At 68.4% G+C, this 13,199-nt stretch carries 14 protein-coding genes; 10 read left to right on the top strand and 4 right to left on the bottom strand.

Annotated features, from left to right (window positions below; all coding sequences use genetic code 11):
• Positions 1-178: 178 nt before the first annotated feature.
• The 5 genes from hyi (at position 179) to AZOLI_RS25215 (ending at position 5,278) form a co-directional block, all read left to right on the top strand.
• A complete protein-coding gene (gene hyi / locus AZOLI_RS25235; protein WP_014189473.1) occupies positions 179-973 on the top strand; it encodes a hydroxypyruvate isomerase in 795 nt (264 codons plus the stop codon).
• A 180-nt stretch (positions 974-1,153) separates the two neighbouring features.
• Positions 1,154-2,038: a 2-hydroxy-3-oxopropionate reductase gene (glxR, locus tag AZOLI_RS25230; RefSeq protein WP_014189472.1), complete on the top strand. Its 885-nt coding sequence runs from the start codon at positions 1,154-1,156 to the stop codon at positions 2,036-2,038.
• 294 nt (positions 2,039-2,332) lie between these two features.
• Positions 2,333-3,595 carry a glycerate kinase type-2 family protein gene (locus tag AZOLI_RS25225; RefSeq protein ID WP_014189471.1) on the top strand — a complete coding sequence of 421 codons (1,263 nt, stop codon included), beginning with the start codon at positions 2,333-2,335 and terminating at the stop codon, positions 3,593-3,595.
• Positions 3,596-3,680: 85 nt separating this feature from the next.
• A complete protein-coding gene (locus tag AZOLI_RS25220; RefSeq protein WP_014189470.1) occupies positions 3,681-4,679 on the top strand; it encodes an aldo/keto reductase in 999 nt (332 codons plus the stop codon).
• Between the two features lie 11 nt (positions 4,680-4,690).
• The gene (locus AZOLI_RS25215; RefSeq protein WP_014189469.1) at positions 4,691-5,278 is read left to right on the top strand and encodes a TetR family transcriptional regulator; all 588 of its coding nucleotides are present in this window, start codon (positions 4,691-4,693) and stop codon (positions 5,276-5,278) included.
• A gap of 220 nt (positions 5,279-5,498) precedes the next feature.
• Here the strand turns inward: AZOLI_RS25215 and AZOLI_RS31765 are convergent, their stop codons facing one another.
• The 3 genes from AZOLI_RS31765 to AZOLI_RS25205 all read right to left on the bottom strand — a co-directional run bounded on the left by AZOLI_RS31765 (position 5,499) and on the right by AZOLI_RS25205 (position 7,555).
• Entirely contained in the window at positions 5,499-5,996 is a 498-nt protein-coding gene (locus tag AZOLI_RS31765) for a hypothetical protein (RefSeq protein ID WP_162488426.1), read from the bottom strand.
• A 119-nt stretch (positions 5,997-6,115) separates the two neighbouring features.
• Positions 6,116-6,874: a cyclic nucleotide-binding domain-containing protein gene (locus AZOLI_RS25210; protein ID WP_014189467.1), complete on the bottom strand. Its 759-nt coding sequence runs from the start codon at positions 6,872-6,874 to the stop codon at positions 6,116-6,118.
• 60 nt (positions 6,875-6,934) lie between these two features.
• Positions 6,935-7,555, bottom strand: a complete 621-nt coding sequence (locus AZOLI_RS25205) for a TlpA family protein disulfide reductase (protein WP_244442667.1) — start codon at positions 7,553-7,555, stop codon at positions 6,935-6,937.
• An 89-nt stretch (positions 7,556-7,644) separates the two neighbouring features.
• Between AZOLI_RS25205 and argH the strand changes: the two genes are divergently transcribed.
• Genes argH through lysA form a run of 3 tightly spaced genes read left to right on the top strand, consistent with a single transcriptional unit; the run spans position 7,645 to position 10,594 of the window.
• The gene (argH, locus tag AZOLI_RS25200; protein ID WP_014189465.1) at positions 7,645-9,093 is read left to right on the top strand and encodes an argininosuccinate lyase; all 1,449 of its coding nucleotides are present in this window, start codon (positions 7,645-7,647) and stop codon (positions 9,091-9,093) included.
• Entirely contained in the window at positions 9,090-9,284 is a 195-nt protein-coding gene (locus AZOLI_RS25195) for a hypothetical protein (RefSeq protein ID WP_014189464.1), read from the top strand. Before argH ends, AZOLI_RS25195 begins: the two co-directional genes overlap by 4 nt.
• Positions 9,285-9,334: 50 nt before the next feature.
• Positions 9,335-10,594: a diaminopimelate decarboxylase gene (lysA, locus tag AZOLI_RS25190; protein ID WP_014189463.1), complete on the top strand. Its 1,260-nt coding sequence runs from the start codon at positions 9,335-9,337 to the stop codon at positions 10,592-10,594.
• A gap of 74 nt (positions 10,595-10,668) precedes the next feature.
• Here the strand turns inward: lysA and AZOLI_RS25185 are convergent, their stop codons facing one another.
• Positions 10,669-11,178 (bottom strand): hypothetical protein, encoded by a 510-nt coding sequence (locus AZOLI_RS25185; RefSeq protein WP_014189462.1) that lies wholly within the window; start codon positions 11,176-11,178, stop codon positions 10,669-10,671.
• A gap of 254 nt (positions 11,179-11,432) precedes the next feature.
• On the opposite strand from AZOLI_RS25185, the gene AZOLI_RS25180 reads away from it, so the two are divergent.
• Together AZOLI_RS25180 and AZOLI_RS25175 are read left to right on the top strand one after the other, a co-directional pair.
• Positions 11,433-12,077, top strand: a complete 645-nt coding sequence (locus AZOLI_RS25180; RefSeq protein WP_014189461.1) for a DUF47 domain-containing protein — start codon at positions 11,433-11,435, stop codon at positions 12,075-12,077.
• A 10-nt stretch (positions 12,078-12,087) separates the two neighbouring features.
• Positions 12,088-13,101, top strand: a complete 1,014-nt coding sequence (locus AZOLI_RS25175; RefSeq protein WP_014189460.1) for an inorganic phosphate transporter — start codon at positions 12,088-12,090, stop codon at positions 13,099-13,101.
• Positions 13,102-13,199: the final 98 nt, after the last annotated feature.

The raw sequence follows: 13,199 nt of genomic DNA, 5'->3' as shown, positions 1-13,199 counted from the left end.
AACATGGTTCCGCGACGACCCATGCACCCTCTTCCACATTGTTCGCCCTCCCCGCTTTCCGCTGGATGAAAAAGCCGTCCGCCGAACTGGCTCAAGGCCCGGCGCGGCAGTCAAGCTCCCGACCCAAGGGCCGCCCCTCCATCCGCGGCGGCCAATTCGCGCAACCGGGAGTTCGGCCATGGTGCAGTTCGCCGCCAACCTGACGATGCTCTACAACGAGCATCCCTTCCTCGACCGATTCGCCGCGGCGGCCGATGCCGGCTTTCGTGGCGTGGAGTATCTGTTCCCCTACGACTTCCCCGCCGACGCGCTGGCCGAGAAGCTGCGCCAGCATGGCCTGACCCAGGTCCTGCACAATCTGCCCGCCGGCAACTGGGGCGGCGGCGAGCGCGGCATCGCCATCATGCCCGACCGCGTGCAGGAGTTCCGCGACGGAGTTGCCCGCGCCATCGACTATGCCGGCACGCTGGGCTGCAAACAGGTGAACTGCCTCGTCGGCATCCTGCCGCAGGACGGCGACGCCGCCGCGGCGGAAAGCACGCTGACCGGCAACCTCGCCTATGCCGCCGACGCGCTGGCCGGGGCCGAGATCAAGCTGCTGATCGAGCCGATCAACACCCGCGACATCCCCGGCTTCTACCTGAACCGCACCCGCCAAGCACTGGACCTGATCGCCAAGGTCGGCTCCGGCAATCTGTACGTGCAGTACGACATCTATCACATGCAGATCATGGAAGGCGATCTGGCCCGCACCATCGAGGCCAACCTCGCCCGCATCGCCCATGTCCAGCTGGCCGACAACCCCGGCCGCTTCGAACCCGGCACCGGCGAGATCAATTATCCCTTCCTGTTCAAGCATCTGGACGCCATCGGCTACAGCGGCTGGGTCGGCTGCGAATACAAGCCGAAGACGACGACCGACGAGGGGCTCGGCTGGTTCGCCCCCTACAAGACCGAACCGGCGCACGCCTGAGGCAAGGCCGATTGCCCCCTCCCCATCCCTCCCCCTCTTCGAGGGAGAGGGGGCAGGACGCTTGCAGGAGTGAACCATCTGCCGAAGCGGCGGCAGTCCCCTCTCCCTCGAAGAGGGGGAGGGTTAGGGAGGGGGCACCCGCCGCAGCACCCCACCAATTTCAAGAGAAGGACCACAGTCATGAAGGTCGGATTCATCGGTCTCGGCATCATGGGCACCCCGATGGCGGGGCATCTGCTCGACGCCGGTCACACCCTCTACGTCCACGACATCAAGCCGGTCCCGGCCGAGCTGACCGACAAGGGCGCCATCCCCTGCCCGTCGGGCCAGGAGGTCGCGGCGGCGGCCGAGGTCATCATCACCATGGTTCCCGACACGCCCCATGTCGGCGCCGCCCTGTTCGGCGAGAACGGCGTCGCCGCCGGCCTGTCGGCTGGCAAGATCGTGGTGGACATGTCCTCGATCTCTCCCATCGAAACCAAGGAATACGCCAAGCGCATCAACGATCTCGGCTGCGCCTACCTCGACGCGCCGGTGTCGGGCGGCGAGGTCGGGGCCAAGGCCGCGTCGCTGACCATCATGGTCGGCGGCCCGCAGGAGGCCTTCGACACGGTCAAGCCGCTGTTCGACAGGATGGGAAAAAACGTCACGCTGGTCGGCGGCAACGGCGACGGCCAGACCACCAAGGTCGCCAACCAGATCATCGTCGCCCTGACCATCGAGGCGGTGGCCGAGGCCCTGCTGTTCGCGTCGAAGGCCGGCGCCGATCCGGCCAAGGTCCGTCAGGCGCTGATGGGCGGCTTCGCCTCCTCCCGCATCCTGGAGGTCCATGGCGAGCGGATGATCAACCGCAACTTCACCCCCGGCTTCCGCATCGAGCTGCACCAGAAGGACCTGAACCTGGCGCTGAACGGCGCCAAGGCGCTGAACCTGTCGCTGCCGCACACCGCAAGCTGTCAGCAACTGTTCAACGCCTGCGCCGCGCAGGGCGGTTCCGCCTGGGACCATTCCGGCATGCTGCGCGCGCTGGAACTGCTGGCGGGGCATGAGGTGGGGGCGAAGTGAGCGGGTGGAGAGTCGTCGGCTGACGATGCCCCCACCTAACCTCCCCCGCTCTCAGCGGACCTACGGTCCGCCTGCCGCGTCAGCACAAAGCGTAGCTTTGTGCGAGAGCTGGGCGGGGGAGGGACTGCCGCCACTCTCCCACATCAGCATTCATCCCCTCCCCCGCCCAGCGGGGGAGGGTTAGGGAGGGGGCAACCGCCGCCACCACTTCACCACCCCACCCGCACCATTCCCCCACCCCTCATTCCCGTGCATCCTATCCGCCCCGCTCCCGACGCGACCATGAGCACCGCCATGACCACAGACGCCCTGCTCCACGACCTGTTCCAGGCGGCGCTCACCGCGGTGACCGCCGAGACCCGGCTGCCGGCGGCCCTGCCGCAGCCGCCGAAGGGCCGCACGGTGGTCATCGGCGCCGGCAAGGCGGCGGCGGCCATGGCGAAGACGGTGGAAGACCATTGGCCGGGGCCGCTGACCGGCCTCGTCGTCACCCGCTACGACCATGACCTGCCGACCGGGCGGATCGAGGTGGTGCAGGCCAGCCACCCGGTGCCCGACGCCGCCGGGCAGGAGGCGGCGCGCCGCATCGTCGAGATGGTGCAGGGGCTGACCGCCGACGACCTCGTGCTCTGCCTGATCTCCGGCGGCGGCTCCGCCCTGCTGGCCCTGCCGGCGCCCGGCATCACGCTGGACGACAAGCGCGCCGTCGCCAAGGCGCTGCTGAAGAGCGGCGCCGACATCGGCGAGATGAACTGCGTGCGCAAGCATCTGTCGGCGGTGAAGGGCGGCCGGCTGGCGGCCATGGCCCATCCCGCGCGCGTCGTCTCGCTGCTGGTCTCCGACGTGCCGGGCGACGATCCGTCGGTGATCGCCAGCGGTCCGACCGTGCCAGACCCGACCAGCTTCGCCGACGCCCGCGCCATCCTGGCGAAATACGGCATCACCCCGCCGCCGGCCGTGGCCGCCTTCCTGGAAGCGGCGGCGGACGAAACGCCCAAGCCCGGCGACCCGCGGCTGGCCGGCGCCGAGACCACCATCATCGCCACCCCGCAGGACGCGCTGGAGGCCGCGGCGGCACTCGCCCGCGACCGTGGCTACAGCCCGGTCATCCTGGGCGACGCCATCGAGGGCGAAGCGCGCGAGGTCGCCAAGGTCCATGCCGGCATCGCCCGTCAAGCCGCCCGCCACGGCCAGCCGGCACCGGTCCCCGCCGTGATCCTGTCCGGCGGCGAGACCACGGTGACGGTGCGCGGCCAGGGCCGCGGCGGCCGCAACGTCGAATTCCTGCTGGCGCTGGCGGTCGCGCTCGACGGCCATCCCGGCATCCGGGCCGCCGCCTTCGACACCGACGGCATCGACGGGACGGAGGACAATGCCGGCGCCATCCTGCGCCCCGACACGCTGAAACGGGCGGAAGCCATGGGCCTGGATGCCAAGGCCTTTCTCGCCGACAACGACGGCTACAGCTTCTTCAAGGCGCTGGGCGATCTGGTCGTCACCGGCCCGACCCGCACCAACGTCAACGATTTCCGGGTGATCGTCATCGACCGCAGCTGACCACTAACGGGATACGACTGACAGATATTGACATTTGTCAGTCGACAGCCGATAACCTCTCCATCACGCATCGATGGAGGGACACATGGACACGCGCACACTCGGCACATCCGGCCCCACCGTTTCCGCCCTCGGCCTCGGCTGCATGGGCATGTCCGACTTCTACGGCCCCGCCGACCGGGCGGAGGGCATCGCCACCATCCATGCGGCGCTCGACGCCGGGGTGACGCTGCTCGACACCGGCGACTTCTACGGCATGGGCCACAACGAGATGCTGATCGGCGAGGCGGTGCGCGGTATGCCGCGCGACCGCTTCCAGGTCAGCGTGAAGTTCGGCGCCCTGCGCATGCCGGACGGCAGCTGGCTCGGCTACGATGCGCGGCCGGCTGCGGTGAAGAACTTCCTGGCCCACACGCTGGGCCGGCTTGGGCTGGACCACATCGACATCTACCGCCCGGCCCGTCTCGACCCGAACGTGCCCATCGAGGACACCATCGGCGCCATCGCCGACATGGTGAAGGCCGGCTATGTCCGCCACATCGGCCTGTCGGAGATGGGCGCCGACACCATCCGCCGTGCCGCCGCAGTCCACCCCATCTGCGACCTGCAGATCGAATATGCGCTGATCTCCCGCGGGATCGAGGACGCCATCCTGCCGGCCTGCCGCGAGCTCGGCATCGGCATCACCGCCTATGGCGTCTTGTCGCGCGGCCTGATCAGCGGCCATTGGAAGAAGGACAGCGCCGGCGCGACCGGCGATTTCCGCGCCCACAGCCCGCGATTCCAGGGGGAGAACCTGGACCACAACCTCGCCTTGGTCGAGGAACTGCGCCGGGTCGCCGCGGCGAAGGGTGTCAGCGTTGCGCAGATCGCGATTGCCTGGGTGCTGTCGCGCGGTTCGGATATTGTGCCGCTGGTCGGCGCGCGGCGGCGCGACCGGCTGACCGAAGCGCTGGGAGCCCTGGAATTTGACCTCACCCCCGATGACCTCGCCACGATCGAACGGGCGGTGCCGCCCGGTGCGGCCGCCGGCGACCGCTACGCCCCGCAACAGATGGCGATGCTCGACAGCGAGCGGCGCTGAGGCGGTGTCGCATGGCTGAGGCGGCGCTGACCCCGGACCGCATCCTGGAGGCGGCGGAGGAGGTCCTGCGCCGCTACGGTCCCGCCAAGGCCACGGTGGTGGACGTCGCCCGCGCGCTGGGCGTCAGCCACGGCAGCGTCTACCGCCATTTCCCCAGCAAGGCCGCGCTCCGCGACACGGTGACGGAGCGCTGGCTCGCCCGCGTCTCCGACCCGCTGGCCGCCATCGCCGAGGAATCCGGACCGGCGCCCGCCCGCCTGCGCCGCTGGTTCGACGCGCTGATCCAGGCCAAGCACCGCAAGGCCGGCGACGATCCGGAACTGTTCGCCACCTACATGACGCTCGCCGCCGAAGCCCGCGAGGTGGTGGCGGAGCATGTGGCGCATCTCTGCGGCCAGATCGCCCGCATCGTCGCCGACGGCATGGCCGACGGCAGCTTCGCCCCCGGCGACGCCCCCACGGTCGCCCGCGCCCTGCTCGACGCGACCGCCCGCTTCCACAACCCCGCCCACGCCGCCGAATGGGCTTCCCCCGACAGCACCGCGGCGTTCGAAGCGGTGTGGACGCTGGTCATGCGCGGGCTGGAGGTGCGTGGGTGAACTGAAGGAGACATTCTCCTCTGCCCCGAAAACAAGGCGCCGCATACAACTCCGGTGATCGCACCAGCTGGAAACTTGACCACAAGGCAAAACCACATTATCTGTTTGACAGCACCTGGGCCTCGTTTCGGACGTCAATCTCGAGGGGTTTCGCACGGTATACGCTTCACACGAGCGTCCGCCTTACGAGACAGCATCGCAGGTCCCCAGGTGCTTCTCCCTAAGCATGTTTTTGCCGGCTTTTCATCATTGTTTTGAAAGCAAGTTGACACGCGCTTGAGCGCACGTCGGCAACGATTGTGTATTCAAAGCCATTGATCGACTTACGGAACAAAATCGTCGATACGCCGCGCTTCGAGCCATCACCGTTCGAAGGGGTGCCGTCCTGGATGATTTCCGGGATCAGGCAGAAATCGTCCTCAACTACAGCTTCCTGACCTCTTTTAGCCTCTTTTGAAGCATCGCCGTGTTGTTTCAGCGCATGTTTCAAAGCGGTGTTCTCTACAATCACGGAAAATCGGCGCAGGTCCAAATTGGTTTTGGAGCGAACCCGCGATGCGTTTTGAAGCGGGCCTATTTCGTGCGCCTCAACACGGTCCAGTGATTTTAGGCACTGATTGACGAATCTCTTGATAAGATGCGACTCTTGTTTGAACTGCCTTGACGGTCCTGAGCTGGCTGATCCTGCATCAGGCGCAAATGCAACGCTGAAAATCACCAACTCGATCCCGTCCTCACAATCCGATTCGCGTGCGCCATCACACCCGACTGACGAAACATAGAATAACTTCAATTACCATTCAACTTTCCGCATCACTCCTACAAACTCACAGCCCTTCACCCCGCCTTCGCCTTCGTCAGCTGCGAGATGTAGATCCGCGTCAGCGACTTCAGAATCGGCGGCATCGCCATCACCGCGTCCTCGAAGCTGCGCTTGTCGATCACCTCGCAGATGCCGCCGGCGACCGCCACCGCGGTGACGTCGGGCAGACGGCCGGTCAGCAGATAGATCTCGCCGAACAGGCTGCCCGGCCCGAAGGTCGTGATGTCCTCGCCCAGCGTGCCGCGACCGGGGCGGAGCGCCACCCGGCCGGACTGGATCAGGTAGGCGGCGTTGACCGGCTCGTTGGGGCCGAAGAAGACATGCCCCTCGCGGATCATGCGGCGGTCGACCACCTTCTGGAAGGAGTTGGTGGAACGGAAATCGACCGGATTGCCGAACCTTGCGGTCGGCGGCAAGCCATAGTCGCGGCGGATGGCGGCGATCAGGCTCTGCAGCAGGTATGACGCCAGCGGCGGGCTGCGCTTCAGCAGGCCGCGGAAGGCCTCCCGCGTCACTTCGACGCAAACGACCTCGGTCAGCGAGCGCACGGTGGCGCTGCGCTCGCCATCGTCGATCAGCGCCATCTCGCCGACCACGGCCCCCTTGCCGACCACCCCCAGCCGCCGGGTGCCGCCGTCCGGCGTGGTCAGCAGCACCTCCAGCTCGCCGGATTCGATCAGCCATGCCCGGTCGGCGCGTTCGCCCTGCCGCATCATCACGATGCCGGCACCGATGGTGAAGCGCTTGGGACCGGTTGCTGCGGATTGCGTCATGGAGCGGCTCGGGAGAGGCGAAAGGTCAGCGCGGCACTCTACCCCATGGCGCCAGGGCCGTCAGCCGCCGGTCTTCATCACCCCGCTGCGGTCGCGCGCCGGCCCGCCGCCGCGGCCCAGATGTTGGCGCAGGAAGGCGACGACCTCCGGCGCATCCCATTCCACCGCGCCCTCGACGCGGCCAAGCTCACGGCCTTCCGGATCGACCAGGATGGTGGTGGGCAGGCCGCGCAGCGACAGCGCCTTCATCGACTCCGACGCGGGATCGAGGAACACCGTCAGATGCTCCACCCCCGTCTTCTTGTAGAAGGGCTCCACCGCCGCCCGCCCGCCGCGGTCGAGCGACAGCGCCACCACCTGGAAGGCGTCGCCGCCCAGCTGGGCCTGCAGCCGGTCGAGCGACGGCATCTCCTTCACGCAAGGCCCGCACCACGTCGCCCACAGGTTCAGCAGGATCACCCGGTCCTTGAAGTCGGCCAGATCGACCCGCCGCCCCTCGGCGTCGATGAAGGACAGCGGCGGCATCGGCTTGGGCTCCGCCCCCTTGAATTTCTCCAGCTTGTCGACGCCGGATGAGGCGACGGGCGTAGCGCCAGACGGGGCGTCCGGCGCGCCCAGCCGCAGCACCTCCGGTGGCGTGGGCACCGCACCGGCGCTCCACCACAGGCCGGCCCCGGCCATGCACACACAAACCGTTGCGACAGCCGCCAAAGTCCGCATACTCACGCTTCCTCGCTCCCCTTCACACGAATGCCGCGAAAACCGTCCCCATGAGCGCCGATCAGACCCCGCAGAATTCCGCCGCAACCACCGGCGTCCCCACCGGCTCTGCCGCGCCCGCCGCCAGCCAGATGTGGGGCGGGCGCTTCGCGCGCGGTCCCGCCGCCATCATGGAGAAGATCAACGCCTCCATCGGCTTCGACAAGCGGCTCGCCGACCAGGACATCGCCGGGTCGAAGGCCCATGCCGCGATGCTGGCCAAGCAGGGCATCATATCCCAGGCCGACGCCGACGCCATCATCGCCGGCCTCGACCGCGTAAAGGCAGAGATTGACGCCGGCAGCTTCACCTTCAAGGTGGAGCTGGAGGACATCCACATGAATGTGGAGGCCCGGCTGGCCGAGCTGATCGGCGAACCGGCCAAGCGCCTGCACACCGGCCGCTCGCGCAACGATCAGGTGGCGACCGACTTCAAGCTGTGGGTGCGCGACGCCATCGACCGGACCATCGCCGGCCTGACCGCGCTGCAGGCCGCGCTGATCGACCTGGCGGAGCAGCACACCGGCACGGTGATGCCCGGCTTCACCCACCTGCAGGCGGCGCAGCCGATCAGCTTCGCCCATCACCTGCTGGCCTATGTCGAAATGTTCGGGCGCGACCGCAGCCGCTTCCGCGACGCCCGCTGCCGGTTGAACGAATGCCCGCTCGGCTCGGCTGCGCTGGCCGGCACCCCCTACCCCATCGACCGCTTCATGACGGCGGAGGCGCTGGGCTTCAACCGGCCGACCGCCAACTCGCTGGATGCGGTGTCCGACCGCGACTTCGCGCTGGAATACTTGTCGGCGGCGTCGATCTGCGCCATGCACCTGTCGCGCTTCGCCGAAGAGATCGTGATCTGGTGCTCCGCCCAGTTCCGCTTCATCAAGCTGTCGGACGCCTTCACCACCGGCTCGTCCATCATGCCGCAGAAGAAGAACCCCGACGCGGCGGAGCTGGTGCGCGCCAAGGCCGGCCGGGTGATCGGCAGCCTGAACAGCCTGCTGATCGCCATGAAGGGCCTGCCGCTGGCCTATTCCAAGGACATGCAGGAAGACAAGGAACCGGTGTTCGAGGCCGATGACACGCTGGCGCTGTGCATCGCCGCCATGGAAGGCATGGTGCGCGACATGCAGCCGAACGTCCCGGCGATGCGCGAGGCGGCCGACCGCGGCTTCCTGAACGCGACCGACCTCGCCGACTGGCTGGTGCGGGAGCTCGACATGCCCTTCCGCGAGGCGCACCACGTCACCGGCCGCGCCGTGAAGGCGGCGGAAGACCGCCGCGTCGGCCTGACCGACCTGTCGCTGGCGGAGTTGCAGGCCATCGAGCCGCGCATCACCGAAGCGGTCTATCCGGCGCTGAGCATCGAGGCGTCGCTGAACAGCCGCACCAGCTTCGGCGGGCCGGCCCCTGTCCGCGTGCAGGAGGCGGTGAAGGCCGCCCGGGAGCGTTTTCTGTGAACCGTACCGTCACCCTGACCGTCCTCGCCCTGGCCGGCGTCCTGGCTCTGTCCGGCTGCGGCAAGAAGCCCAGCACCGTCGACAGCCCGCGTCCGGAGGGTCAGGCCGATCCCTTCCCGCGCCCCTACCCCAACCCCTCGCTGGACCCGAAGCCCGGTAAGCCGGCCGGATCCGGAGTCCAGTTCCCATGAACGCCGCCCGCCCCGGTTCGTCCGCCTATAGTTCGCCCAACGGTTCTCCCATGAGTGTCTTCGCCTACCGCAACGGCGTGCTGCACGCCGAGTCCGTGTCGCTGGAGGATGTGGCGCGCGAGGTGGGGACGCCCTTCTACCTCTATTCCACCGCGGCGCTGGAATCGCATTACAACGCCTATGCCGGCGCCTTCGCCGGGCAGGATGCCGGCGTCTGCTATGCGCTGAAGGCCAACTCCAACCTCGCCGTCATCCGCACCCTGTCCCGGCTCGGCGCCGGCGGCGACGTGGTGTCGGTGGGCGAGATGAAGCGCGCGCTGGCCGGCGGCATCCCGGCCGAGCGCATCGTCTTCTCCGGCGTCGGCAAGACCCGCGACGACCTGCGCGCTGCGCTGGAGGCCGGCATCCACCAGATCAACGTCGAGTCGGTGCCGGAGCTGGAGGCGCTGAGCGAGGTTGCGACCAGCCTCGGCGTGGAGGCCCCCATCGCCTTCCGCGTCAACCCGGACGTCGACGCCAAGACCCACGCCAAGATCTCCACCGGCAAGAAAGAGAACAAGTTCGGCATCGACTACGACCACGCGCGCGAGATTTATCGGCGCGCGGCGGACCTGCCGGGCATCAAGCCGGTCGCCATCGCCGTCCATATCGGCTCGCAGCTGACCGACCTCGCCCCCTTCCGGGCGGCCTACGAGCGGGTGGCGGCGCTGCTGCACCAGCTGCGCGAGGACGGCCACGACATCCAGCGCCTGGATCTCGGCGGCGGGCTCGGCATCACCTACAGGAACGAGGCGCCGCCCGATCTGGCCGACTATGCCGCGATGGTGCGCTCCATCACCGGCAATCTCGGCTGCCGCATCACGCTGGAGCCGGGACGTTCGCTGGTCGGCAATGCCGGCATCCTGGTCAGCCGCGTCATCTATGTGAAGCAGGGTCTGCACCGACGCTTCGCCATCGTCGACGCGGCGATGAACGACCTGATCCGGCCGTCGCTCTACGACGCCTATCACGGCATCGTCCCGGTGGCGGAGCCGGCCGACGGCGTCGCGGCGGAGCCCTACGACGTGGTTGGCCCGGTGTGCGAGAGCGGCGACACCTTCGCCGTGCAGCGCCCGCTGCCGCCGCTGGCCGACGACGACCTCGTCGCCTTCCTGTCGGCCGGCGCCTATGGCGCGGTGATGGCCTCGACCTACAACACCCGGCCGCTGGTGCCGGAGGTGCTGGTCAACGGCGACCGCTTCTCCGTCATCCGCCCCCGCCCGACGGTGGAGGAGATGCTGGCGGCCGAGCGCGTGCCCGACTGGCTGTAAGGAGTCCTGGCTGTAAGGAGTTCTGGCTGTAGGGGCTGTTACCGTGGAAGAGGCTCCGGCCTCTTCCCATCCCCTCAGGTGCGGATCAGCCCGTCCGTCCTGGAGGGCTCGGCCGGCGGATTGACCGGCCCAGGCGACAGCTGCCAGCCGTCGAGCGCGCGTTTCAGCGCATCCAGCCCGGCCCCGGCGGAGGATTTGGCCTCGTCGGCAGCGCGGGTGATGGCGGCGCAGAGTTCGGCGCGCCGCTTGGGATCGTCGCGGCTTTCCTGCAGCGCGCGGCCGACATCGTCGGCCGTCCCGCCGTTCCCGGCGTCGGGCGGCGCCGTCTTCGGGTCGATGCCCAGCAGAGGCAGCAGATACTCCCGCCCCTTCTCGCGCGCCAGCGCCACCGCCCTGTCGCCGAACCGCTCCGCCGTCGCCAGGCCGGCGTCCCATGTGCTGAGCGCGGCCGAGACGGTCGGGCTGCAACGCCCGGCGGGATCCGCCGGCGCCGCCGTCTGCGCCTGCAGCGGGGCGGTTGAGAGCAGCAGGACCGCCAGGGCCGGCACGGCAAGGCGGCGGATGGGGCTGGATGGGCACGTCATGCGGGCAAACCTGCGGTCTTGAGGGGGCCTGACGGTCATTTGGGGAGGCGGCATCCCCCTTTCCATGGCCCCGTACAGCCGATCCGGATCATTCCGTCACGTGTCTGGAAAGTGCGCAGGGGCCGCAACCTGTGGCGATTTTGCTACCGGATGACTGTTTCATGACTGTTACATGACAAAGCGCCGCTGCACCGCGCGGCGAAGCGTGCTAAGAGCGGCGCCAAATCACCCCAGTCACCGCGAGTCACCGTCCCATGCTGCTGCGCGCTTTCCGTTCGCTGATGCCGAAGGAGGAACGCTTCGTCGACCAGTTCGTCGAGCAGGCCCGCCACATCGTGGCCGCAGCCGCCGCGCTGGAAGCGGTGATGGACGCAGGGCCAGAGGAGCGGGCGCAGAAGATCGCGGCGCTGAAGCGGGTGGAGAAGGACGCCGACCGCATCGCCAAGGATGCCGGGCGCGACCTGCACCGCGCCTTCATCACCCCCTTCGACCGGTCGGACATCCTGTCGCTGATCAACGCGCTGGACGACGCCATCGACCTGATGGACGAGGTGCCGCGCCATGCCGGCCTCTACGGCATCGAAACGTTCGACGAGCCGATGCGCCGCTTCGTCGTCCTGATCCGCCAGCAGGCCGACGTGATGGTGGAGCTGATGCCGCTGCTGGGCGCCATCGCCCGCAATGCGGAGCGCATCGACCATCTCTGCGGCCGCATGTCCGACCTGGAGGACGAGGCCGACGACGTGCTGCGCGACGCGCTGCAGTCGCTGATCGCCGAGAAGCCGGACATGATCGCCTTCCTCGGCCGGCGCGAGCTGTACGAGATGCTGGAGGCGGTGACCGACCGCTGCGACGACGTCGGCGACCTGGTCGCGGGCATCACGCTCGATCAGGTCTGAGGCGGCGGCAATGGACGCCCTCCAGCTCGCCCTGCCGGCGATCGTCTTCATCGTCTTCGTGGCGCTCGCCTTCGACTTCATCAACGGCCTGCACGACGCGGCGAACTCCATCGCCACCGTGGTGTCGACCCGCGTGCTGTCGCCCAAGCTGGCCGTGCTGTGGGCGGCCTTCTTCAACTTCATCGCCTTCCTGTTCTTCGGCCTGCATGTCGCCACCACCATCGGCACCGGTCTGGTCGATCCGCTGGTGATGGACCCGGCGGTGATCCTGGCGGCGCTGATCGGCGCCATCGGCTGGAACCTGATCACCTGGTATCTCGGGCTGCCGTCCTCGTCGTCCCATGCGCTGGTCGGCGGCATCGCCGGGGCCGGCATCGCCAAGGCCGGCTTCGGCGCCATCATCGCCAGCGGCTTCACCAAGACGGCGGTCGCCATCGTGCTGTCGCCGGGCATCGGCCTGCTGCTGGCCCTGCTGCTGATGCTGGTGGTGTCCTGGGTGCTGCGCCGCGCCGCCCCCTTCACGGTCGACCGACAGTTCCGCCATCTCCAGCTCGTCTCCGCCGCACTCTACAGCCTGGGCCATGGCGGCAACGACGCGCAGAAGACGATGGGCATCATCGCCGTCCTGCTGTTCAGCCAGGGCATGCTGGGCGATACCTTCTACGTGCCCTTCTGGGTCATCATCACCTGTCAGGCGGCGATGGGGCTGGGCACCATGATGGGCGGCTGGCGCATCGTCCGCACCATGGGCTCGCGCATCACCGACCTGAAGCCCTATCAGGGCTTCTGCGCCGAGACCGCGGGCGCCATCACGCTGTTCGGCGCGACGTGGCTGGGCATTCCGGTTTCGACCACCCACACCATCACCGGCGCCATCGTCGGCGTCGGCTCCGCCCGCCGCACCTCGGCGGTGCGCTGGGGTCTGGCCGGCCGAATCGTCTGGGCCTGGGTGTTGACGATTCCCGCCTCCGGCATCGTCGCCGCCCTGTCCTACCTGCTGGTGGCCGGCCTGCTGCGCCCGTAGGCACGCCGCCGGCCCGCCCGGATGGGTAACCGGGAGGGGCGGCCGGGGCGGGGAATCGGGGGCAGGAACACGACGCGAACGGATAAACCCTTCGTTCA

Source organism: Azospirillum lipoferum 4B (assembly GCF_000283655.1).
In the GTDB taxonomy this organism is placed as follows: domain Bacteria; phylum Pseudomonadota; class Alphaproteobacteria; order Azospirillales; family Azospirillaceae; genus Azospirillum; species Azospirillum lipoferum_C.
The sequence above is the reverse complement of the archived record's forward strand: the minus strand, read 5'-3'. Positions and strand labels throughout refer to the sequence as shown.

Coding starts and splice junctions, on each gene's coding strand:
- AZOLI_RS25185 (WP_014189462.1), bottom strand. CDS start 11,178: ATGACGTGCCCATCCAGCCCCATCCGCCGCCTTGCCGTGCCGGCCCTG.
- AZOLI_RS25205 (WP_244442667.1), bottom strand. CDS start 7,555: ATGGCCGGGGCCGGCCTGTGGTGGAGCGCCGGTGCGGTGCCCACGCCA.
- argH (WP_014189465.1), top strand. CDS start 7,645: ATGAGCGCCGATCAGACCCCGCAGAATTCCGCCGCAACCACCGGCGTC.
- hyi (WP_014189473.1), top strand. CDS start 179: ATGGTGCAGTTCGCCGCCAACCTGACGATGCTCTACAACGAGCATCCC.
- AZOLI_RS25220 (WP_014189470.1), top strand. CDS start 3,681: ATGGACACGCGCACACTCGGCACATCCGGCCCCACCGTTTCCGCCCTC.
- lysA (WP_014189463.1), top strand. CDS start 9,335: ATGAGTGTCTTCGCCTACCGCAACGGCGTGCTGCACGCCGAGTCCGTG.
- AZOLI_RS25175 (WP_014189460.1), top strand. CDS start 12,088: ATGGACGCCCTCCAGCTCGCCCTGCCGGCGATCGTCTTCATCGTCTTC.
- AZOLI_RS25225 (WP_014189471.1), top strand. CDS start 2,333: ATGACCACAGACGCCCTGCTCCACGACCTGTTCCAGGCGGCGCTCACC.
- AZOLI_RS25210 (WP_014189467.1), bottom strand. CDS start 6,874: ATGACGCAATCCGCAGCAACCGGTCCCAAGCGCTTCACCATCGGTGCC.
- glxR (WP_014189472.1), top strand. CDS start 1,154: ATGAAGGTCGGATTCATCGGTCTCGGCATCATGGGCACCCCGATGGCG.
- AZOLI_RS25215 (WP_014189469.1), top strand. CDS start 4,691: ATGGCTGAGGCGGCGCTGACCCCGGACCGCATCCTGGAGGCGGCGGAG.
- AZOLI_RS25180 (WP_014189461.1), top strand. CDS start 11,433: ATGCTGCTGCGCGCTTTCCGTTCGCTGATGCCGAAGGAGGAACGCTTC.